General features: G+C 54.1%; 20 protein-coding genes. 18 read left to right on the top strand and 2 right to left on the bottom strand.

Annotated elements, in window-relative coordinates; translation table 11 throughout:
* The first annotated feature begins 331 nt into the window (after positions 1–331).
* The 4 genes from TPH_RS13505 to spoIID all read left to right on the top strand — a co-directional run bounded on the left by TPH_RS13505 (position 332) and on the right by spoIID (position 3,282).
* Positions 332–736 (top strand): GntR family transcriptional regulator, encoded by a 405-nt coding sequence (locus tag TPH_RS13505; RefSeq protein WP_015051745.1) that lies wholly within the window; start codon positions 332–334, stop codon positions 734–736.
* On the top strand, positions 736–897 hold the full coding sequence (locus tag TPH_RS15500) for a hypothetical protein (RefSeq protein ID WP_015051744.1): 162 nt from the start codon (positions 736–738) through the stop codon (positions 895–897). Before TPH_RS13505 ends, TPH_RS15500 begins: the two co-directional genes overlap by 1 nt.
* An 87-nt stretch (positions 898–984) precedes the next feature.
* The gene (locus TPH_RS13500) at positions 985–2,025 is read left to right on the top strand and encodes an ABC transporter permease subunit (protein WP_015051742.1); all 1,041 of its coding nucleotides are present in this window, start codon (positions 985–987) and stop codon (positions 2,023–2,025) included.
* A gap of 255 nt (positions 2,026–2,280) precedes the next feature.
* Positions 2,281–3,282: a stage II sporulation protein D gene (gene spoIID, locus TPH_RS13495; RefSeq protein ID WP_037999155.1), complete on the top strand. Its 1,002-nt coding sequence runs from the start codon at positions 2,281–2,283 to the stop codon at positions 3,280–3,282.
* Between the two features lie 103 nt (positions 3,283–3,385).
* On the opposite strand, the gene TPH_RS13490 is transcribed toward spoIID, so the two are convergent.
* A complete protein-coding gene (locus TPH_RS13490) occupies positions 3,386–3,703 on the bottom strand; it encodes a spore coat protein (protein WP_015051740.1) in 318 nt (105 codons plus the stop codon).
* A gap of 26 nt (positions 3,704–3,729) precedes the next feature.
* On the bottom strand, positions 3,730–3,933 hold the full coding sequence (locus tag TPH_RS13485; RefSeq protein ID WP_015051739.1) for a DUF3231 family protein: 204 nt from the start codon (positions 3,931–3,933) through the stop codon (positions 3,730–3,732).
* A gap of 155 nt (positions 3,934–4,088) precedes the next feature.
* On the opposite strand from TPH_RS13485, the gene spoIIID reads away from it, so the two are divergent.
* The 14 genes from spoIIID (at position 4,089) to TPH_RS13415 (ending at position 21,576) form a co-directional block, all read left to right on the top strand.
* Positions 4,089–4,337 carry a sporulation transcriptional regulator SpoIIID gene (gene spoIIID, locus TPH_RS13480; RefSeq protein ID WP_015051738.1) on the top strand — a complete coding sequence of 83 codons (249 nt, stop codon included), beginning with the start codon at positions 4,089–4,091 and terminating at the stop codon, positions 4,335–4,337.
* A gap of 110 nt (positions 4,338–4,447) precedes the next feature.
* Positions 4,448–5,476, top strand: a complete 1,029-nt coding sequence (gene mreB, locus TPH_RS13475; RefSeq protein WP_330216597.1) for a rod shape-determining protein — start codon at positions 4,448–4,450, stop codon at positions 5,474–5,476.
* 261 nt (positions 5,477–5,737) lie between these two features.
* A complete protein-coding gene (locus TPH_RS13470; protein WP_015051736.1) occupies positions 5,738–6,499 on the top strand; it encodes a flagellar hook-basal body protein in 762 nt (253 codons plus the stop codon).
* A gap of 118 nt (positions 6,500–6,617) precedes the next feature.
* Positions 6,618–7,403, top strand: coding sequence for a flagellar basal-body rod protein FlgG (gene flgG / locus TPH_RS13465; protein ID WP_015051735.1), 786 nt, complete (start codon positions 6,618–6,620; stop codon positions 7,401–7,403).
* Between the two features lie 43 nt (positions 7,404–7,446).
* On the top strand, positions 7,447–7,740 hold the full coding sequence (locus TPH_RS13460) for a rod-binding protein (protein WP_015051734.1): 294 nt from the start codon (positions 7,447–7,449) through the stop codon (positions 7,738–7,740).
* Between the two features lie 416 nt (positions 7,741–8,156).
* A complete protein-coding gene (locus TPH_RS13455) occupies positions 8,157–9,389 on the top strand; it encodes an IS256 family transposase (RefSeq protein ID WP_014162180.1) in 1,233 nt (410 codons plus the stop codon).
* A 557-nt stretch (positions 9,390–9,946) separates the two neighbouring features.
* Positions 9,947–11,233 carry an L-cysteine desulfidase family protein gene (locus tag TPH_RS13445; RefSeq protein ID WP_015051733.1) on the top strand — a complete coding sequence of 429 codons (1,287 nt, stop codon included), beginning with the start codon at positions 9,947–9,949 and terminating at the stop codon, positions 11,231–11,233.
* Positions 11,234–11,235: 2 nt separating this feature from the next.
* Positions 11,236–11,370: a hypothetical protein gene (locus tag TPH_RS16250; RefSeq protein ID WP_269077472.1), complete on the top strand. Its 135-nt coding sequence runs from the start codon at positions 11,236–11,238 to the stop codon at positions 11,368–11,370.
* Between the two features lie 44 nt (positions 11,371–11,414).
* Positions 11,415–13,196: a sigma-54 interaction domain-containing protein gene (locus tag TPH_RS13440; RefSeq protein WP_015051732.1), complete on the top strand. Its 1,782-nt coding sequence runs from the start codon at positions 11,415–11,417 to the stop codon at positions 13,194–13,196.
* Between the two features lie 521 nt (positions 13,197–13,717).
* Positions 13,718–14,905 carry a YgeY family selenium metabolism-linked hydrolase gene (locus tag TPH_RS13435; protein WP_015051731.1) on the top strand — a complete coding sequence of 396 codons (1,188 nt, stop codon included), beginning with the start codon at positions 13,718–13,720 and terminating at the stop codon, positions 14,903–14,905.
* A 323-nt stretch (positions 14,906–15,228) separates the two neighbouring features.
* Positions 15,229–16,653 (top strand): dihydropyrimidinase, encoded by a 1,425-nt coding sequence (gene hydA, locus TPH_RS13430; RefSeq protein WP_015051730.1) that lies wholly within the window; start codon positions 15,229–15,231, stop codon positions 16,651–16,653.
* Positions 16,654–16,688: 35 nt separating this feature from the next.
* Complete coding sequence (locus TPH_RS13425) at positions 16,689–18,110, top strand: cytosine permease (protein WP_015051729.1); 1,422 nt, start codon at positions 16,689–16,691, stop codon at positions 18,108–18,110.
* A gap of 86 nt (positions 18,111–18,196) precedes the next feature.
* On the top strand, positions 18,197–19,783 hold the full coding sequence (locus TPH_RS13420) for an N-acyl-D-amino-acid deacylase family protein (protein ID WP_015051728.1): 1,587 nt from the start codon (positions 18,197–18,199) through the stop codon (positions 19,781–19,783).
* A gap of 533 nt (positions 19,784–20,316) precedes the next feature.
* Positions 20,317–21,576 carry a serine hydroxymethyltransferase gene (locus tag TPH_RS13415; RefSeq protein WP_015051727.1) on the top strand — a complete coding sequence of 420 codons (1,260 nt, stop codon included), beginning with the start codon at positions 20,317–20,319 and terminating at the stop codon, positions 21,574–21,576.
* Positions 21,577–21,607 lie beyond the last annotated feature (31 nt).

Raw genomic sequence — 21,607 nt, 5'->3', positions numbered from 1 at the left:
CCTTAAGAGTTTCAACGGAATGGATTTGCTGCGAGGCCAAACGCTGCGATTGGCAGAAGCAATTCGTAACATGTTACGCAGCATCCCAGAGCTGTCCCGAAGCGAGCCGTCGTCCTGTTCGGCCTGGAATCGGGAGTCGAGCGGTAGACCGGCAGGTGAACTTGATGTATTTTCAGGGCAGAATCTGGAAAAGTGGCGCTCGGTCGGAGCAAGGACTGTTCTCATTGCCTGTTGGGTCCGGAGGTTAACGTCAATGTGGAGAGCCAGGGGGCAGGTTCGGGCGGGTGGAACGGCTAGGAGATAGCGGTGGCTGCAGGCAGCAGGGAAGGGAGTGAAGGAATTGTGGTTTGATATTGATCAGAGGTCGAGCATACCCATCTATCAGCAGCTGGTCGACAAGATCAAGGAAGCGGTGGCCCGGGGGATCCTCTCCACAGGGGAAAAACTCCCCTCCGTAAGGGAGCTGGCGGCGAGGATCGCCATCAACCCCAACACCATAGCCAAGGCCTATCAGGAGCTGGAACGGGAGGGTGTTATTGAGACTTTACGAGGGCGCGGTACCTTTGTCGCCCTCTGGAAAAGCCGGGTGAATGAGGAGGCGAAACGCAGGGTGATCAGGGAGATGACTGAAAAGATGCTGGTGGAGGCATTCTACCTGGGTCTTCCCCGGGAGGAGCTGCTGGAGATCATTGAAGAAACGGTGCGGGAGTGGTACAGGGAAAGGGGTGGAGATTGATGATGGAGTGGGCAATTGAAACGGAAGGATTGACCAAGGTCTTCAACGGAGAGGCGGCGGTGGATAATCTCGACCTGCAGGTACCCGAGGGGTCGGTTTTCGGGCTCATGGGGCCAAACGGGGCAGGGAAGGGAATTTCGAAAGGACACTGGAAAGAGTGAAACAACTCCGGCCGGTCTACCTGGAGGTGCTGGACCTCGACCTGGAGGACATTTTTATCAACATCATGGCAAAGGAGGGTTACAGCCGTGAGGCTCTCGTTCTGGAATAAGGCCCTGGCCTGGAAGGAGTGGAGGCAGAACAGGTGGAAGTTCTGGGGGATAGGTGTGCTCATGAGCATGACACCAATCCTGGGAACAGCATTCTATTTTATAATCAGGGCCTGTTTTCCCGATGCTTATTGGGGGGGTGCGGGAAACCCATCCCTCTGGTCACGGCATCTCGACTCAATGATCTACGTAAACCCTTCATCTACTTCAATGGGCATGCTGGCCATCATCATGGCGCTGGGTTTGGGGGCCATGCTGATAGCCGGGGAGCGTTCCCCCCATACCCTGGAGTTCCTGGCTGCTTTGCCCTTGAGCAGGAGGGAGATTGCCGGGACGAAGTTCCTGGTGGGCGCCGGTACGATCCTGGGGATCATGGTGGTCAACCTGGTGTTCATGCTGGTGATGGCATTGCTCTTCCCTGCCGGGTACACGCCGGCGGCAGCATGTACCTGGTTCGCCGTGACCACAGGGGTGCTTCTGGCTCTTTACAGCCTGGGTTTCCTGGTGGCGGTGATGACCGGCAACCTCCTCGCCTCCTTGATCGGGGCGTTTGCCGTGGCCTATTCCCCGGCAGTGATTGCCGAACTGATCAGAGAACTGCTTGAAGTCTTCGGGCTGCTCCCTGTGGATTACCCCCATCCGTTGAGCCAGGCCCTGACAGATATCGGGTTATATCTCACTTTGCCTTCTTATATTGTCAATTACCAATGGAGCTTCCGAAACGCCGTCTGGCTGGTTCCGCTGCTGCTCCTTGCAGGGGCGGCCCTGTTCTCCCACGGGGTGCAGCTTTTCCGGCGCAACCCCCTGGAGCGCACCGGGCAGGTCCTCATGTTGGGCAACGCCAGGAGGATTTTCCAGGTGGGTATTTCTTTCTTCGGTGCCGCCTTGGCCGCTATTATCGCCGGCAATATTTCCTCGCTCTCCGATACCGGTCTGCAGTTCGTTGTGTTTCTGGGAGTGTTTCTCGTCACCTGGGCGGTGATTGACCTTTACTGGAGGGGTAGGAGCAGGCTGGGGTAGGCCGGGTTCTAATGCGCTCCTTGTTTTCATAAATATGGAAGGAGGGCGGGGCTGAGGTTTATACGGCGACCTTCCGAACGTCGTCGCCTCGCCTTTGATGAGAAGCGGCAAAGACATCAGAACTAAACAGGATGTGATGCATAAGCGGCTCTGCACCGGAGAAGGCGGATAGGACCACTGCCGTTGACGAAGCATTAGCGGCGGAGTCCGGGAGCAAGCACAAAGTGCAACCGGAACATCTTTTCAGGGGAGGGGATGAGAGTGGCGAAAGGGCTGCGGGGATACCGCCGGTTGGGTTTTGCCGTGCTCATCCTGTCTTTTATCCTGGTCGGCCTTCCGGCAATCCTGGTGCGGGGGTGTGACTGGAAAGGGCAGCCTTCGAGAACGGAGAGGGATACCCTGGTGAAACTGCAGCTGGCGGAGGGGAATGTGCTTACCCTTCCCCTGGAAGAGTACCTGATCGGTGTGGTGGCGGCGGAGATGCCCGCCTCCTTTCATGAGGAGGCACTCAAGGCCCAGGCGGTTGCGGCACGCACCTATGCCCTGCGCCGGTTGCTTTTGGAAAAACCCGACGGTGACCACCCGGGGGCACACCTCTGCGCCGACTCCACTCACTGCCAGGCGTGGATTTCCACCTCCGAGATGCGGAAAAGGTGGGGTATTATTCATTTTCGCTATTATTATAATAAGGTTTGTGCGGCAGTCAGGGAGACGGAGGGGGAGGTGTTGGTTTACGCAGATGAATTGATCGACCCGGTTTACCACTCCAGCTGCGGGGGAAGGGGGACCGAGGACGCCCGGGACGTCTGGGGGGAGGATGTGCCCTATTTGAAGAGGGTATCCTGCACTTTCGACCCGCCGCAGAGGCAGGAGCCCGTAACCTCCCGGTATCGGCTGGCGGATTTAGTCTCCCGGATGGGGCTTTCAGGGGAGGCGGTTCCTGCGGCGGCGGGCACATCCTCCTTCATTCGGGTCAAAGAGCGCACTGCCGGCGGAAGGGTAAAAACCGTGCTGGTGGGAACCCGGACCTACCGGGGAACGGAGCTGCGCAAAGCGCTTGGCCTGCGTTCCACAGATTTCACCGTTGAGGTTTCCGGCGGAGAGGTCACCTTTCGTACCCGCGGCTATGGGCATGCCGTGGGGATGTGTCAGTACGGTGCAGAGGGGCTTGCCCAAAAGGGGGTTCCTTATAATAAAATCCTGACCTACTATTACCGGGGTGTCAGCCTGAAAAAATGGTTGCCGGAATCGGGGTGATGAACTGCCCAGTATTGCCTTTCGAGCAGAGACAGCCTGAAAGGAAGGAAGCAAAAAAGGGGGAATTTCTTCCCCCTTGATTTTAGATATTGAGGATGCCGGTTTAGAGGAACTGCCTCTCTTCTCTACCTGCCCCACCGGGCATCCTTGCCTGTCCGCCGATCTGTTGTTGAGCCTTCATCCGGGCGTTGTCGATCATCTGCGGATCGGCCGGGGAAACCTTGTACCAGCCCTTTTGACTCATGTAAGAGAAGACTTTTTGGGCGGCATCCTGTTCCTGGCGCTGGATTTCCATCAGATCTTTGCGCAGCTTCGGATTGGCCGCTTCCTGAACGGCCGTGTTATAGTTGCTGCTCAAAAATTTCTGGCTGGACAGCACGTCTTCAACGCACAGCTGGTCGTCAAGCTGGTTCTGTGTCAAGTGAGAAACCCCCTTTCTAGGTTTTTTCACTGCATTTTCGATGCTTCGTTGAGGTGCTTCATGAGGATGTCTGTGTGCGACTGGTGCAGATCGCGCAGCTGCTGGCAGAGATTTTTGATTTCCGGATCCTTTACCTGATTAGCGTACATATTGTACTTTTGCACCATGAGGTGCTCCTGCCGAAGGTTGTCTTCAATAAGCCCCAATTCCTTTGTTGTCAAACCGGCCAAATGCGTTCACCTCCCTGTTTTGTTTGCTAGTATGTGCGCCTTCATTATTGTTTATGCAAATATATCCTGCGGCTTTCGGGCCTGTCCGTTAGTCTTTTTCCCCCTTGGGTTCATATAAATGTAGTGAAACCCAAACCATCGTCGGGGGGAGCAGAGTGCAGGAGTACATTCGCCGCCGGGTCCTGGAGATCAGCGCCTACGTTATCGAGACATCGGCAACAGTGCGCGGTGCCGCTAAGGTTTTCGGCGTCAGCAAGAGCACGGTTCACAAGGATTTGACCGAGCGCCTGCCCAGAATTAACCCTCAAATGGCCAAGCAGGTGCGCTTCGTTCTGGATATCAACAAGGCGGAGCGCCACCTGCGGGGAGGGGACGCCACCCGAAAAAAGTACCGGGGAGAATAACAGACGGGTATTGCGACAGGATAATCAAAAACAGTGTCGAATATCCTCTAAAGGCATTATTATCCTGGCTAAAACGGCAGGCACTATTTTCAGGAAAGGACTGCTGCGTCATTATGTTATGGACTGAGGATATCGGCATCGACCTGGGGACGGCGACTGTACTGATCTATGTGAAGAACAGAGGGATTGTTTTAAATGAACCTACTGTGGTGGCCATCGATAAGAACACGGGCAATCTGATAGCAGTTGGTGAAGAAGCGCGTCAGATGCTCGGGCGCACCCCCGGTAATATCATCGCCATGCGACCGCTGCGGAACGGGGTGATCGCCGATTATGATGTCACCGAGCGCATCCTTCGCTACTTTATCCAAAAGGCAACGGGCCGGCGCTTCTTCTTCCGGCCGCGCGTTATGGTCTGCGTTCCCTCCCGCATCACCAGCGTGGAAGAGAGGGCGGTGCGACAAGCCTCCCTGCAGGCGGGAGCCCGCCAGGCCTATTTGATTGAGGAACCGCTGGCCGCGGCTCTGGGAGCCGGGATACCTATTCACGAGGCAAGCGGCAATATGGTTGTCGATGTGGGGGGAGGCACCACCGATGTTGCCGTTTTAAGCCTCGGAGGTATCGTCTGTACTCAAACCCTCCGGGTTGCCGGTGATGAATTCGATGAGGCCATCGCCAGGCATGTGCGGAAAGAGTATAATCTGATGATCGGCGAGCGCACCGCCGAAGAACTGAAGATCAAGATCGGCACGGCTTACCCTGCGGCAAAGGAGCCCGGAACGGTGATGGAGGTTCGCGGCCGTGACCTGGTGACGGGGCTGCCGAAGACGATCGCCGTTAGTGCTGAAGAGATTGCCGTTGCCCTCCAGGAACCGGTGGCACAGGTTGTCGGTGCCGTTAAGGAGGTGCTGGAGCGCACTCCTCCCGAGCTGGCAGCAGATATTGTGAATAAGGGGATCGTCTTGACCGGCGGCGGTGCTCTTTTGCACGGCCTCGATCTTTTGATCAGCAAGGAGACAGGCCTTGCGGTGCATATCGCCGAGGATGCCGTTTCTTGTGTGGCCAGGGGGACGGGAAAGGCCCTGGATATGCTGCATGTTTTAAAGAATTCCCGTCACGGCCCCCGGAAGCTGCTTTAAAAAAGCCTGCGGCCTCGATGAGGTCGATAAAAAGGAATTAAAAAGCCATTGCTGAAGTGAAGGGGGTAATTGCCGAGGATAAGACTTGGCTTTAAGGTTCGATTAAGAAAGGATACGGGATTTTGCCCTCTAATTTCGGACATCAAGTGAAGGATGATGGCTGCCGGTGTCGAAATTATTGGACACTTTAGCAGGAATTTCCCTTATTTAGGCAGTATTTATTAGATACGGTTTAAGAGCGCAGGGGAAGGGGGTGACATTATGGTGCGCGGGCTCTACACCGCTGCTGCCGGGATGATGGCGCAGCAGGCGCGGCTGGACACGATCTCCAATAACCTGGCAAATGCCGAAACCACCGGCTTCCGCAGGGATGAGGCTGTTTTTCGGTCCTTTCCGGAGATGCTGCTCTGGCGTTTGGAGAGGGATGGCGGACCGATCGGCACTGCGGCGACCGGCTGTGTTGTCGAGGGGGTTTTTACCTCCGGGCGTCAGGGTGGTTTGCGGGAAACCGGCAATGCCCTTGATATTGCTCTCATCGGGGACGTCTTCCTGGCGGTGCGGGGAGGGGATGGTGAGGTCTACTACACCCGTAACGGGAGTTTCACCCGTGATGGGAGCGGGCGTCTGGTGACCGGTGCTGGGAACCCGGTGCTGGGTGTTGTTAACGGCAACCTGGAGGAGATCTATCTCCCGGATGGAGAGCTGGTGGTTGATACGGACGGGGCGCTCTCAGGGGCCTTCAGCGCGGCCGGGGAGGCGGTGGAGAGGCTTGCCCTGGTTCGCAGTGGGATCGGGCAGGGCTGGCGTAAGGTGGGGGATTCCCTTTTTCAGGGGCAGCCCCCTGCCGAGGAGCCGGATGATTATCAGGTGAGACAGGGGTACCTGGAGGCGTCCAATGTTAACCCGGTGGAAGAAATGGTCGGAATGATCGCCGCGATGCGGGCTTATGAGATGAATCAAAAGGCAATCCAGGCCGCCGACGTCACCCTGGAAAAGGCGGTGAATGAAGTCGGTCGGGTTTAGTCGGCTTTAATCGGCGGGAAAGAGAAGGGGGCGGACTGCCTGGCAGGAGCCTCCTCCGGCGCCGAACGACAGAAGCGCCGGGCTTTCTTAAGCTCATAGACCAAGGAGGCGAATCTGTATGCTGCGCTCACTCTATACTGCAGCGTCCGGAATGACGGCGCAGCAGTTTCACATCGACACCATTTCTCATAACCTGGCCAATGTCAACACGACCGGGTTCAAGAGGGTGCGGCCGGAGTTTCAGGACCTGATCTATCTCGCCATCAGGCGCCCCACAGCGCCGGAGGCGGAAGGGGCGGGACGGCCGGTAGGCCTGGAGATCGGGCTCGGCGTATGCACTGCGGGGACGCACACCATCTTCCAGCAGGGAAACCTCCAGCCGACGGAAAACCCTCTCGATGTTGCCCTTTCCGGCCCCGGTTTCTTTGTCATCAGGGGCCCCGGGGACGAGGAATACTACACTCGCGACGGAAGTTTCAAGCTGGATGCCGAGGGGAACCTGGTGACGACCGAAGGATACCGGGTCGAGGGGGTAGAATCCATCCCGGCCGGAGCTGCCGATATCTCTATAGCCAGGGACGGATCCGTCAGTTATCTGGACGAAGAGGGGGAGGAGCATTCGGCGGGAAAGCTGGCGATCGTTCGGTTTGCCAATCCGGCCGGCCTGGAGAAGGTCGGGCACAATCTCTACCGGGCAACTGCCGCTTCCGGTGAGGCGCTAGAGGTTGACGGCGATTCAGGAGAGGCCGTCAGCGTGGAGCAGGGCTACCTGGAAGCGTCCAACGTCCAGGTGGTCGAGGAGATGGTTAAGATGATCACCGCCCAGCGCGCCTACGAGCTGAACTCCAAGGTCATCCAGGCCTCTGATGAGATGCTTTCTATCGCCAGCAACATCAGGCGCTGATGATCTGCCGGGTGAATGAGACGCTGGTTGAGGGGTGAGAGCGATGTCCTCTTTGACCGTTGACAGGCCTGTGCCGGACGGAAGGGAGCTTACGCCTCCCGGGAACGGACGGGAGGAGGCCAGGCTGAAGGATGCCTGCCGTCAGCTGGAGGCCGTTTTCTGGCAGCAGCTGCTGCGGGCGATGCGCAGGACCATCCCTGCAGGGGGGCTGCTGGGGCGTTCCTACGCCAGGGATGTCTACACAGATCTGCTGGATGAGCAGTACGCCCTGATCCTTGCCGGACAGGAGCGGGCCGGACTGGGGAGGCTGCTGTACGAGCAGCTGCGGGGAAAGTAGCTGTTGGTGATTGACGGCCTCGGTCGGGTTTGCTCTGGGGCGCTTACCTCCTGGCTCACGGCAGGTGAAGGATTGCCGGTGGTTGGGGATGTTGGTAGGTAACTAAAAACAGAAAGTGTTGAGCCGGGGATGCCTCAGCAGCCTGAGGCGGAACCGTTGGATGATTTTCTGGAACGAGTGCAGGGTTTGAGGATACCTCATACCCTGTTTTTTTTATCGAACCCCTGCTGGCACCTTCGGTATTCAAAGGTGCCAGCTGCCGACAGCTTCCCGTTGAGCAGAGGGGGTTAACTTCGGCGGGGGAAGAAGTAGTGTCCATTATGATGGTGTAAAATTGATGGCTTGAAGCAGGAGAGCCACCCCTCCCTCTGGTAGATAAGAAGTGGCTTAATCTTAATCATCAGGAGGGAGAAAAGATGGCTCACTACCAGGTTACCGTAGACTGTGATCTCTTGCAAGGATTATTTATTCGGGATGATGGATTGGCTCGGTTGGTGGAGAACATCGTGAATCAGATACTCGATGCTCAGGCTACCGAACAACTCAGGGCCAAGCCATACGAACGTACCGAAGAGCGGCAGGGGTACCGCAACGGGTATCGGGATAAGCTGCTCAAGTCTCGCGTAGGAGAACTTACGCTTATGGTTCCCCGTCTCCGGAGCGGGCACTTCTCCACGGAGCTTTTCGAGCGGTACCAGCGGAGCGAGCAGGCGCTCTTGCTGGCCATGGTCGAGATGGTCGTGAACGGCGTATCCACCAGGAAGGTAAGGGCGGTTGTTGATGAACTATGCGGCACGGAGTTCTCCAAATCCACCGTATCCAGCCTGTGCAAAAGACTGGACGACATCGTAAAGGAGTGGAACGAGCGAGATTTGAGCAGCCAGGAATACCCATTTCTCCTGGTAGATGCCATTGTCATCCGGGTGCGTAAAGGCGGCCGGGTACGGCTTTCAAGCGTACTTCTCGCTACAGGGATCAACCGGGAGGGATACCGGGAGATTTTAGGGCTTATGCTCGGGGATAGCGAATCAGAGGCTGCTTGGTCGGAGTTCTTCGGCCGGCTCAAGGAGCGCGGTCTCAAGGGAGTGGACTTGGTTGTTTCGGATGATCACAAGGGCTTGATCAATGCGATAGAAACCCACTTCCAAGGAGCGACATGGCAGCGGTGCCAGACCCACTTTATCCGGAACATCCTGGACGCCTGTCCTAAGAGCCTCCAGGGCGACCTGCACGGGCGACTGCGGTTGATCTTCGACGCGCCGGATATGGAGACGGCCAGGCGGTTGCTGAACGAAACGATAGAGGCCTTTGGCGCCCGGGCGCCAAAGGCGGTAGAGCGACTTGAAGCTGGTTTCGAGGACGCAATGGCGGTGATGGCACTACCAGGGCGCTACCGGAAGCGGCTGCGCACCACCAATGGAGTCGAGCGGCTCAACCAGGAGATCCGCCGGCGGGAGCGGGTGATCCGAATCTTCCCTAACGAGGAGTCGGCTGTGAGACTGATCGGAGCAGTGCTTGTAGAGATCGACGAGGTGTGGACCACAGGAAAGCGCTACTTTGATATGGCAGAGTATTGGGAGTGGAAGGCTAACACAGAAAAACAGCAGAAGGAGGTGAATAATGCCGATACCCAGGTAAATGTAGCTTAAAACGGGGTGATCTTATCTGCCAGAGGGAATTTACACACAAATTTGGACTTGACCGGGGGAAGAGGAGATTTTATGATTGCTGATAGGCGACACTGCCGTTTATTATCACAATGATAAAGCACGAATAATTGTGATAAAGGACAGGCGGCCGGAGCCCTCATTGTTAGCCGGAGAAGATAACTGCCTTCTTTCCTTGAGGAGGGAGGAGTGGAGGTGCCGAAGTTGAGGCGAGGAAGGTTCAGAGATGAACGTTCCTTGTTGACGGCGGTGATTTCAGGGGTTGAGCACCAAGCCGTTTATCATTATGAGAATAGCTTACAGGGCTTCCATCCAAGCCGTAAGCGGCAAATGCCCATAAAGCGGCGGTGTGGGCAATGCCTTCCCGTAAGGAGTGCGGCAGGCATCGATATTGCTAGTATGTTGAAATGTGACGTTGCTGACAGTTAATTCGATTCCTTAGCAGACCCTCACGCCGCTGGGACGGCACCAACAGAGCATGAAAATACCCGACGGGTGAACTTGATGTATTTTCATAGCAGGAGTTTGGAGGTTGGATAATGGCTGGTTGTGGCGAAGAGGTAGTTGATTTTTTGAAAAGACAGGTGCGGCCTGCCTTGGGCTGTACCGATCCCGGGGTTATCGCCTTAGCTGCGGCAACGGCCAGAAGGTATCTCTCTGGAACACCGCTCAAGATGAGGCTTGTCTTAAGCGGTAATCTTTTCAAAAACGCCAGTGGAGCGAGGATCCCCCGGCTGGGAGAGGCCGGTATTCCGTTGGCAGCCCTCTTGGGGGCATTGGCGGGGGATGCTGATGCCGGTTTGGAGGTGCTGAAATCGGTAACCGAGGAGGATGTGGTTCGAGCCAAAGAGCTGTTAAAGCGCAATCCTGTGGATATTGAAGTCAGAGAGATCTGCCCCGATCTATTCGTGGAGGCGCACCTTTTTTCCGAGGCGGGGGAGGTTCTTGTAAGAATAGAGGATGACTATACCAACGTCACTCTTGTCAAAGTGGATGGGGAAACGCTTTTTCAGCGAAGAGGTGATGACGAGGATTCGCCATTGAGCCATTGTGATTGGGAGCGCCTCAAGGAATTTGCCAGCAGCGCCCCCCTGGATAATTTTGGTTTTCTTTTGGAAGGCCTTGAGATGAACATGTCCCTTGCCTTATTGGGCCTGGAGGGGCGCTATGGTCTGGGGGTGGGTAAGGCGCTGCAGTCGCTTGGTGAGAAATACCGCTTCGCTCAAGATCCTTTGACAAGAACAAGGCTGCTTACGGCTGCAGCGGTGGATGCCAGGATGGGTGGAGCGGAGCTGCCGGCGATGTCAACCGGGGGGAGCGGCAATCAGGGGATCTGCGCTTTTTTGCCTATTGGAATTTTGGCAGAACACTTTGGTATTGATCCTGAGAGAAAAGTGAGGGGATTGGTGTTCAGCAATCTGTTGACCCTGTACGCCAAGGAATTCATAGGGCGCCTCGGTGGCGCTTGCGGAGCGGCAATCTGTGCCGGTATAGGTGTGGCGGCAGCTGCCACCTGGATGTTGGGCGGGGGTGACAGAGAAATCACGGCTGCGGTGAACAACCTGGCAGGAAATCTCAGCGGTATGGTTTGCGATGGAGGAAAGCCTGGCTGCGCTTTCAAGGTTTCTACAAGCGCTTATGAGGCAGTATTGGCCTCTTTGCTGTCGTTGAACGGGGTTGAAATCGGGCGAACTGACGGCATCGTCGGGGGGAGCATCCGGGAAACCATGGAAAACGTCGCTATGGTGTGCTCTAAGGGGATGAGGGAGACGGACAGGTGTATTTGTAAGATTATCGAAGGTAAAGTGATCCCCGAGAAAGGTTAGGGTTGCTCTGGGTTGCCGTCTGGTGGCTGGTGATCGATGAGGAATTTGTTGTTTTCGGAAATGATTTCCCGGCCCCGGCAGGAGGTTTTGCGGAGAAAAATGTCGAAGTAACTGTGAACGGCGGCATTTGCCGGTGAGTTCTTCGGCCGTTGTCATTAAACCGTGACCGGGGTGGTCAGGCATGGTTGATTTAATGAGCATTCAAAAGAACGCCCAGCAGATTGCTGAGGCAATAGCGTCGGTATTGGGGATCGACGTAGAGATAGCCGACAACAACCTCATTCGTGTCGCAGGAACGGGTATCTACCGGGATTATGTGGGGCAGTCGATGGCGAGCCAGGGGTACATTTACCGGGAGGTAATGCGCCTCGGTTACGAGATCGTGATCGACAATCCCGGGAAGCATGAGCTGTGCCAGCCGTGTGAACAAAAGGGGCATTGTTCGGAAAAATATGAGATTGTCTACCCGATCAATGTCGACGGCGTTTCTATAGGGGTTATCGGTCTTTTGTGCTTTGACGATGAGAAAGCGAGGCGTGTCAAGCAGAATCAGGATTCTTATCTGACCTTTTTAGGAAAGATGGCGGAGACCCTGGCGTTGAAGATTAAGGAAGAGAATTATTTAAAGGGTCTGGTTTATTCCAACCGGTATTTTAAATCGGTTATCGACTGCCTGGAAGAGGGATTGATTACGACCGCTCTCGACGGAAAAATCGTGCATTACAACAAGACCGCTCAAAATCTCTTAGGAAAAAAGGTCTCTTCCTCCGATGCTTCCCTGGAGTTGCTGTTCGGTTCGAAGAGGGCTGAGGAGATCATCGATGTTGCCGGCAAGGGGCAGAAGGTGCTGGAGAAGGAAATCAGGTTGGATGCGGGGTCCGAGAAGTTGCAGTTAATGATTCACGCCCGGCCGATCACCGCCGAAAGGGGGGTGCAGGGTATCGCCATTGCCCTCAATCATTTTACCAAGATCAAGCGGCTGGTGAACCGTTATTCCGGAAATGAGATCAGTTATACGGTGGATGATATTCTGGGGAGCAGTGAAGCGGTAAGGCGGCTGCGCGAAAAGATTAAAAGCATTGCTTCCAGCAATTCCACTGTGCTGATCAGGGGGGAGAGCGGCACTGGTAAAGAACTGGTGGCCAGGGCGATCCATAATTGCGGTTCCAGGCGCCAGGGCCCCTTTGTTGCCATCAACTGCAGCGCCATTCCGGAATCCCTTTTAGAGAGTGAATTGTTCGGCTATGAAGATGGCGCTTTTACCGGCGCCAGGAAGGGCGGTAAAATGGGGAAATTCGAGCTGGCCGATAAAGGAACGCTGTTCCTGGACGAGATCGGAGACATGGCGCAGTATTTGCAGGTCAAGCTGTTGAGGGTGCTGCAGGAGCGGCAGATCGAGCGCATCGGCGGCCTTTCCCCAATTCCCGTGGACGTGCGGGTGATCGCCGCAACGAACCGCGATCTGGAAAAGATGATCGCCCAGGGTGAATTCCGGGAGGATCTCTATTACCGCATCAACGTGATCCCCATTGATGTTGCCCCTCTGCGTGAGAGAAAGGAGGATATCGAGGTCCTCTGCCGGCATTTTATCGAAGTTTACAATCAGCAGCTGAACAAGGAGGTCAGGGGAATGACGGAGGATTTTCGCAGGAAGTTGTGGGAGTACTCCTGGCCCGGCAATGTCCGGGAACTGCAGAATGCCATTGAATACGCTATGAACCTGGCCGATGGGGATGTATTGAGCGTTGAGCACCTGCCGGTAGCGATCCGGGAGGCCCAGGAGCAGGATGAGGAAGAGACATTCAAGCTGGATATGCTGGAGCGCAGGACGATTGTTCGCTGCCTGAAGCGGTACGGCACAACGGTGGAGGGGAAGAAAAAAGCGGCCAAGGCCTTGGGGATCGGCATTGCCACCCTTTACCGGAAGATGGCGCGCTACGGGATCAAGGATGTCGATGTGTGACTTATCATTGCGATAAATTACTTCTCATTATGATAATGCAAAGGCGAATTTTTAGTTGGGGGAGGTTGCTCTTCTGGTTCTCCCCCTCCGCTCAGGAGGAGAGCAGATGACTGCCTTGGGTGGCGGTTGTCTGCTCCTCGTTTTGAAGCCGGTTTTTGTCGTCAGATCCTCTTAGGTAGAATCTCAACGATTGGCCGGTGGCGATAGGAGGGTTTGCTGCTGGGAGGGTCTGGTTTCCCTGAATTATATCATTATGATATGAAAGCAGCGAATCCGTCATTGTATTTTCGAAAGCACAGCCCTGGGGAAAGAGTAACGGGGAGTATCATCGAGAATGATGCCGTCTGCGTGCAAGAGAGTGATTAAATTAGGAGAAACAAATGTATATATCCGAAATGCAATAAAGTTAACAAAGGCCAACTGCAAGAGGTGGCATGATTATTGCTTGGATTATCAAGTGTATTTGCGGTTAATAAGGGGTGGGGATCTTCCAAAATAAAGCTGATGAAGGGTGGTAAGTTATGCTGACTGAAGAAAGATCAATGTTATTAATTGAACTGTGCCGGAAAATGTTGAAAACCCCCAGCCTTTCGGGACAGGAATCCGAAGTGGTCAAGCTCATTGAAAACACGATGGAATCGTGGGATTTTGATGAGGTTGTGGTCGATAAGTACGGGAGTGTTATTGGAAGGATCAAAGGTAAAAAACCCGGCAAGACTTTGCTGCTCGATGGCCACATTGACACAGTAGATGTTTCCGATAGAAAGCTCTGGCAGCACGATCCCTATGGGGCGGAGGTCGTTGACGGGAAGATATTCGGCCGCGGTGCCACCGACATGAAGGGCCCCATGTCGGCAATGATCGCCGCAGCTGCTTTCTTCGCCAGGGATACGGGGAGGGACTTTTCGGGGGATATTTATCTTTCCTGTACCGTTCATGAGGAATGTTTTGAGGGGATCGCCGCCCGGGAGATTTCCGCCCGCGTTAATCCGGATTACGTGATAATCGGGGAGCCCTCTGGGTTGAATTTAATGCGGGGGCAGAGGGGAAGGGCTGAGATTGTCGTTGAGACGTACGGAAAAACGGCCCATTCGGCTAACCCGCAGTTTGGGAAGAATGCCGTTTATTATATGATGCGGGTTATTCGGGCAATTAAGGGGGTCAGACTAGAAAGGCAGGAGGTGTTAGGTGAGGGGATCTTAGAGTTGACGGACATTATTTCCAGTCCTTATCCGGGAAAGTCGGTGGTTCCTAACCTCTGTCGGGTAACTTATGACCGCAGGACTTTGGCGGGAGAAACAAAGGAGTCGGTGATATCCCAGATTGAGGAAGTAATCAACAAGCTGGCTGAAGAAGACCCTGAGCTGGAAGCCAAGGTCTACTTTGCCCGGGGGGAAGAAAGGTGTTGGACGGGAGAGACGATCAGGGCGGAGAGGTTTTACCCGGCCTGGCTGCTGGACGAACAGCACGAACTGGTGCAGACCGCTTTAAAGGGGCTCGTCAGCGTCGGCCTCAAGCCCGAGGTATCCCACTGGTCGTTCTGCACCAACGGGAGCCATTTCGCAGGAGAGGCCGGAATCCCGACCGTTGGCTTCGGACCTTCTTACGAGCATTTAGCGCACATTATCGATGAGTATATCGAGGTTGAGCAGTTATTGAAGGGCTGTCAGGGTTATTATGGGATTATTTCTGCCCTCCTTCGACAGTAGACCACCATGCCGCCAGCTGCTGCACTAACAGAGGAAGGAAAAAAGAGTTTATCCTTGCCGGAGCAGCGACCGTAGGGGGGTTGTTACTCGCCCTTGACGAAGGAGCAGCAAACGGCAGCCGAATCGAGACATGATGTCGAGATAGGTGACTCTGCGGCAGGGATGCCTTCATAGGAGCTGATCGGCTGGTTATCTATCGACGAGTCTTAGGGTGAGTTAAACCGAAAGATCCGGGAGCAAGTGCAAGGATAAACCGAAATGTATGTGAGGGCAGGTTATAATTCCGTAAAATAAGCTTTCAAAGGAAAGGAGAAGGGTATCGCATGTACGATTTGATTATTAAGAACGGTTGGGTAGTGTCCGATTCTTCAACAATCAAAGCCGATATCGCCGTTAAGGATGAAAAGATAGCGGCAATTGGTAATGCGGCCGATTTCGGCGAGGCGAGAAGGGTTATCGATGTCCAGGGCAAGTATGTTTTGCCCGGCGTTATTGATGCCCACATGCATGTGGAAGCTCCTTTCGCCGGCTGTTTTGGGGCAAATGACTTTTATACCCAAAGCATTTCTGCCGCTTTCGGCGGGGTCACCACCTTCATGGATTTCACAAATACCTTTAAAAATGATTCCGTGCTGGAAAAGATCAAGGTCAGGCACGAAGAGATGAGTAAATCTGCTATCGACTACAGCATCCACGGCAAATTCGTTGAAGCTCCGCAGAGAGTAATAGATGAAATAGAGAAAATAGTGGATTATGGCTGCCCCTCCTTTAAGCTGTTCATGACTTACAAGAAGGAGGGGGTAATGGCTGACGATGAAACACTGATCAAGGTGTTTGCAAGGTCCAAAGAGTGCAACGCCTTGCCGATGGTTCATGCCGAATGCAATGCCATTGCCGAACTCAATATTGAGAAGTTCAGAGAAGAAGGGGATTTAAGCTGGCCGAAGTTTGCGGAAGCAAAGCCCGTCCTCTGCGAAGCGGAAGCAGTGAGCAGGGCAATTTATTTCACCAAGTATGTGGGCAATGCCTTATTGATAGTTCATACAACAAACGGAGAGGCTTTGGAAATAGCCAAAAGGGCTCAGGAGCAGGGCTACCCGGTATACATTGAGACATGCCCTCATTATTTGACCCTATTCCAGGACATTTATGAAAAACCTGAAGGGTTCTTAGCCATTTGTTCACCACCATTGAGGACACCCGAAGAGGCAGAAAAATTGTGGAAAGGGATTCAGGAGGGAGTGATTTCGGTAACCGGCTCCGATGATTGTACCTATTCCATCCACGAAAAAACCATGTTCTTGGAAAAGGATGAGGAGGGTAATATCATTCCCGATTTTACCAAGGTGGTAAACGGGCTTTCGGGTATAGAGACCAGGCTGCCGATTCTGCTTTCCGAGGGAGTGAACAAAGGGAGAATCTCCATTAACAAATTGGTGGCCATCACCAGCACAAACATTGCGAAACTCTTGGGATGTTACCCCCAGAAGGGGATCATTGCCCCAGGCAGTGATGCCGACCTGGTCGTTGTCGATTTAGAAAAAGAGGTAACGCTGAGTGCTCAGGTTCTGCATAACAATATCGATTATTGTCTGTTTGATGGCATGAAAGTGAAGGGATACCCTGTGATGACCATATCCTGGGGCAGCGTGATCGTGGAAAACGGCGAATTCAAGGGCAAAAAGGGAGCCGGCAAATTCATCCGGCGCAGCATCAACCCTGAGTATCTGAAGGAGTTCAGCCTTTAATTGGGTGTTCTAATAATACAAGGGGGTAGTTATTGATGGCGGAAGCCAAAGATAGTATTTTGAAAAATCCCGAATTGTTGCCGACTACAGATGATGGAAGAAAGATGTCATTGGGTGATTATACCATTCTCTGGGCCGGGATGACCATCAATATCGTTGGTTTCTCTCTGGGTGCTCAATATTACAACAACGGTAAAGGTTTGTCGGCCTTGACTTTGGTCCTGGTGGTGTTGCTGGGCTACGGCCTCGTTACGGCGATGACCGCCATGATCGGCGATATCGGTACCAAGTACGGCATCCCCTTTGCTGCCTATATCCGGGCGCCGTTCGGCTATAAGGGCGGCAGCATAGCCGCCGTCCTGCGGGCCATACCCGCTTTGTACTGGTTTGGCTTCCTGACCTGGGTCGGAGCCAGCGCCCTCAATTACATTATGGGCATGTTCATCTCGGGTTTTGACAATTTGACGCTGATGATAATCCTGTTCGGAGGCCTGCAGATCTTGAACGCCATGTATGGTTTGAAGGCGATGGCCAAGTTTGACTGGCTGGCCGTGCCGTTACTGGCTATCTTGTTCGCGGCGATTATTGTCACCATCACCACCAAATTCGGGGTTTCCATTCCCGATATCATAGCCACCCCTGCCGAAGGGCAAATGTCCTTTGCCTATGCGGTAGCCGGTATTGCCGGCGGGTGGATCACCATGGCGCTCAACGGCCCTGATCTCTCGCGCCAGATAAAGCGCGACCCGGACTATGCTTCCCAGTGCTTTTTCAGGCGCAACAGGAGAGCCTTTATCGGTCAGTTTATCGGTTTGATGATCGTCGGTGTAGTTCTCATGCTGATCGGTATGGCTGCCGGTATCGTCACCGGTGAGTGGGATCTCAACAAAGTCTGTCTTCTCTTGTTCGAAAGCCGGTTGAGCCTGGTCTTGGCTTTCATAGTAATAGTGTTTGCGCAGTGGTCCACCAATACAGCCGCCAATCTGATGCCGCCGACCTATATTTTGATCAGCCTCTTCCCTAAGCTGAAGTATTGGTCTGCCACCGTCATTGCCGGTGTTATCGGTCTCGGCATCATGCCGTGGAAGATTCAGAGCTCCGGTACTTTTCTCGTGGACGTGCAGGTGTGGATCTCTACTATGCTTGGGCCGATTATGGGTATCATGCTGGCAGACTATTTCATCATTAGAAAAAGCCAGCTCAATGTTCATGATCTCTATACCCCCAACGGCCAGTATCAATACGAAGGCGGCTATAATATCAGCGCTATGATCGCACTGATCTCAGGCTTTGCGCTGAGCTTCCTCAGCAGTAGCTACGCTTTCTTCATCGGTCTGGTCACCAGCCCGATCATCTACGTCCTTTTGATGAGAGCTTACACGCTGAAGAAGTACGACCAGAAGATCGGCCAGTCCATCGAGCTCGACATGGACAAACTCGGCTCTTCGACCGTCTAAACGCGGATGCCTGCTGCGCCGGTCAAGTTGCGCTCTTGCCTTTTAGCAGTTGACCGGCGCCAAAATTTTTAAGGGGAAGTGAAAGCATGAGTATTCTCATCAAAAACGGTATGATCATCGACGGCAGCGGTGCACCTGCCTATCGCGGTGATCTGCTGGTCGAGGGGGATCGGATCGCAGAGATCGGGTTTTTTGACCGGCAGGGGCAGGCTGAGCAGGTCATCGATGCCACAGGTCTGGCTGTGGCACCTGGCTTCATCGACACCCACAGCCATTCAGATCTGAAAATATTATTGGATCCTTATGTGGAACCGAAAGTGCGGCAGGGAATAACGACGGAGATATTAGGGCAGGACGGCATTTCCATGGCACCTCTGCCGCCGGAATATGTGGCGCCCTGGAGGAAAAACCTGGCCGGTTTAAATGGCGACAGCGACGAAATCGGCTGGGACTGGAAGGACACGTCGGGATATTTTGAGCTTCTCGAAAAGAATAAAGTCGGGCCGAATGTGGCCTATCTGGTGCCGCACGGCAATATCAGAATGGCGGCAATGGGGCTGGACAACAGAAAGGCGACGGCAGCCGAGCTGGAATTGATGAAAGATCTGCTCAGGCAAGCCTTAGAGACAGGGGCGGTGGGCCTTTCTACGGGATTGATTTATATGCCCTGTGCCTACGCCGACACCGAAGAGATAATTGAGCTGTGCAAGGTGGTCAGGGAATATAACCGGGTCTTTGTAGTCCACCAGCGCAGTGAAGCCGACACGATACTGGATTCTATGCAGGAAATAATCAGGGTAGGCAGGGAAAGCGGGGTAAGGGTCCACTTTTCGCACTTCAAAATCTGCGGCATCAAGAACTGGGGTAAGATCGATAAAGTGTTAGAACTCTTGGAGAAGGCCAAGCAGGAAGGGATCAGGGTTACCTTCGACCAGTATCCTTATATAGCTGGAAGCACCATGCTGGGGGTTATCCTGCCGCCTTGGGTGCATGATGGGGGAACGGAGAAAGTCTTGGAAAGATTAAAGGACCCGGAATTGAGGAAGAGAATGGCCGAAGATATCAGGAACGGCATACCCGGCTGGGATAATTTCATCGACTTTGCCGGTTTCGATGGAATATTTGTCACCAGCGTCAAGACGGACAAAAACAGGGACTGCATCGGCAAGAATTTAAGGGAAATAGCCGAAATGAGAGGAAAGGACCCCTTTGAAGCCACTTTTGACCTGCTGCTGGAGGAAGAAAATGCCGTCGGTATGTACGACTACTACGGTAAAGAGGAACATGTAATAGCATTCATGAAGAGACCGGAGCAGAATGTCTGTACCGACGGCTTGTTGGGCGGCAAACCCCATCCGCGGGTATACGGTTCGTTCCCTCGTGTTTTAGGGAAGTATGTCCGTGAGGAGAAAGCGTTGACGCTGGAAGAGGCAGTCAACAAAATGACCCTCAAGGCGGCTGCCGCTTTTAACATAACAGACCGTGGTTCTTTAGAAAAAGGGAAAAAAGCCGATATAGTGATCTTTAACCCGGATACGGTAATCGATACCGCCACCTTTGAGGAGCCAAGGCAGTTTCCTAAGGGCATTGAAACGGTTATCATCAACGGAGTGGTTGTCCTGCACAAAGGAAAAAGATTCGATCAATTGAGCGGTCAGGTTATTAAATTGTAATTCTCCTTACGGGCGGCGGTACGCATCTGCAGTGCAGGGGGAAAGCCGCTATTTATAGGCCGGACGGCGGGGCAACCCCTTACGAGGGCGGTGCCGAGGCAGTAATGACAGGGATCTGTATTATCATAATGATAGATCGCTATCATAATGATAAAGGCGCCTGGCCCGTCTTGAGCACTGACCATCCTTCACATAAGAAAGGCTGCCCTACAAAAGGGCAGTTCTTTTTGCTGCGCTTTTGCAGGAGTGACGGCGGAGCGGGCAGTAGGGCCGGGGGAAGGTTTTATCAAAACGATAGAAAAACGAACCTGATTGAACACCCAATTCGCCTCTCGTAAACGATTGTCGGGGTTCTGCAGGGGATTTTCCTTTAAGGCGTAGAGGCTGCGGAATGGTTAAAGGCTGGGCTAAAAAACCTCGCCCGGGAGCGGCAGAGAAATCGTTAGAATTGATAGTGAATTCAGATTGGGGCTGGCATGATAATTGCTTATGCCTGTTAGTACCAGTATTGAAAATAGACGGAGAGGATCTATATGCATTATCCGGAAAAACTCGAATGGTTGGAGCGAACAGACCCGGAAATAGCGGCTCTCATACGTCGGGAACGCAACAGACAAGAATGGAAGATCGAGTTGATTGCTTCGGAAAATTTTACGAGCCCGGCCGTGATGGAGGCCCAGGGAACCGTATTGACCAATAAGTATGCGGAAGGTTATCCCGGGAGACGCTACTATGGTGGCTGCGAGTACGTTGACCAGGTGGAAGACCTGGCCCGGGAGAGGGCGAAGCTGCTCTTCGGCGCAGAGCACGTTAACGTGCAGCCCCATTCCGGTGCCCAGGCCAATACGGCGGTTTACTTTGCCGCCCTGAAGCCGGGGGATACGGTCTTGGGAATGGATCTGGCTCACGGCGGGCACCTGACCCACGGGAGCCCGGTGAACATCTCCGGGAAGTACTTCAATTTTATACCCTACGGCGTGAGTCGGGAAACGGGGACCATTGACTATGAAGAGGTGAGGGAGCTGGCCCTTCGGCATCAGCCGAAGATGATCGTGGCCGGGGCCAGCGCCTACCCCAGGATCATCGATTTTGAGGCCTTTAGGGAGATAGCCGATCAGGTAGGGGCTTTGTTGATGGTGGATATGGCCCACATTGCCGGGCTGGTTGCCGCGGGGCTTCATCCCTCTCCTGTGCCCCTGGCCGACTTCGTGACAACGACGACCCATAAAACCCTGAGGGGCCCCCGGGGTGGGATGATCCTTTGCAAGCAGGAGTATGCAGAAGCCGTCGATAAGGCGGTTTTCCCGGGGATCCAGGGCGGCCCTCTGATGCACGTCATTGCCGCCAAGGCGGTTGCTCTCCAGGAGGCCCTGCAACCCGAATTCAAGGACTATCAAAAGAGGGTTGTCGCCAACGCCAAAGCACTTGCCGCAAGCCTGATGGAGCACGGTTATGACCTCGTTTCCGGCGGCACCGACAATCACCTGATGCTGGTCGATCTGCGCAGCAAACACATGACCGGTAAAGAAGCGGAGCGGCGCCTTGATGAAGTAGGCATCACCGTTAATAAAAACGCCGTTCCCGATGACCCGAAGGGGCCTTTTATAACCAGCGGTATCCGCATCGGCACACCTGCAGTGACGAGCCGCGGTTTTGACGCTGAGGCCATGAAAGAGATCGCCCAGATCATTGACATCACCCTGACGGGACAGGGGCGCGGTGACGAAGCCCGCCGCCGGGTGCAGCGCCTTTGTGAGCGCTTTCCGCTGTACGGCAGGGATGGTTGTTGCTGACGGACTCTTGCTCGGACAAGTTGTCGAAATA

Origin of the sequence: Thermacetogenium phaeum DSM 12270, from assembly GCF_000305935.1 — a bacterium.
Lineage (GTDB): Bacteria > Bacillota > DSM-12270 > Thermacetogeniales > Thermacetogeniaceae > Thermacetogenium > Thermacetogenium phaeum.
The sequence above is the reverse complement of the archived record's forward strand: the minus strand, read 5'-3'. Positions and strand labels throughout refer to the sequence as shown.

Bases quoted from the DNA above. Each gene is read 5' to 3' on its own strand.
- TPH_RS15500 (WP_015051744.1), top strand. From the start codon at position 736: ATGATGGAGTGGGCAATTGAAACGGAAGGATTGACCAAGGTCTTCAAC.
- spoIID (WP_037999155.1), top strand. From the start codon at position 2,281: ATGAGAGTGGCGAAAGGGCTGCGGGGATACCGCCGGTTGGGTTTTGCC.
- TPH_RS13470 (WP_015051736.1), top strand. From the start codon at position 5,738: ATGGTGCGCGGGCTCTACACCGCTGCTGCCGGGATGATGGCGCAGCAG.
- flgG (WP_015051735.1), top strand. From the start codon at position 6,618: ATGCTGCGCTCACTCTATACTGCAGCGTCCGGAATGACGGCGCAGCAG.
- TPH_RS13460 (WP_015051734.1), top strand. From the start codon at position 7,447: ATGTCCTCTTTGACCGTTGACAGGCCTGTGCCGGACGGAAGGGAGCTT.
- TPH_RS13455 (WP_014162180.1), top strand. From the start codon at position 8,157: ATGGCTCACTACCAGGTTACCGTAGACTGTGATCTCTTGCAAGGATTA.
- TPH_RS13445 (WP_015051733.1), top strand. From the start codon at position 9,947: ATGGCTGGTTGTGGCGAAGAGGTAGTTGATTTTTTGAAAAGACAGGTG.
- TPH_RS13440 (WP_015051732.1), top strand. From the start codon at position 11,415: ATGGTTGATTTAATGAGCATTCAAAAGAACGCCCAGCAGATTGCTGAG.
- TPH_RS13435 (WP_015051731.1), top strand. From the start codon at position 13,718: ATGCTGACTGAAGAAAGATCAATGTTATTAATTGAACTGTGCCGGAAA.
- hydA (WP_015051730.1), top strand. From the start codon at position 15,229: ATGTACGATTTGATTATTAAGAACGGTTGGGTAGTGTCCGATTCTTCA.
- TPH_RS13425 (WP_015051729.1), top strand. From the start codon at position 16,689: ATGGCGGAAGCCAAAGATAGTATTTTGAAAAATCCCGAATTGTTGCCG.
- TPH_RS13420 (WP_015051728.1), top strand. From the start codon at position 18,197: ATGAGTATTCTCATCAAAAACGGTATGATCATCGACGGCAGCGGTGCA.
- TPH_RS13415 (WP_015051727.1), top strand. From the start codon at position 20,317: ATGCATTATCCGGAAAAACTCGAATGGTTGGAGCGAACAGACCCGGAA.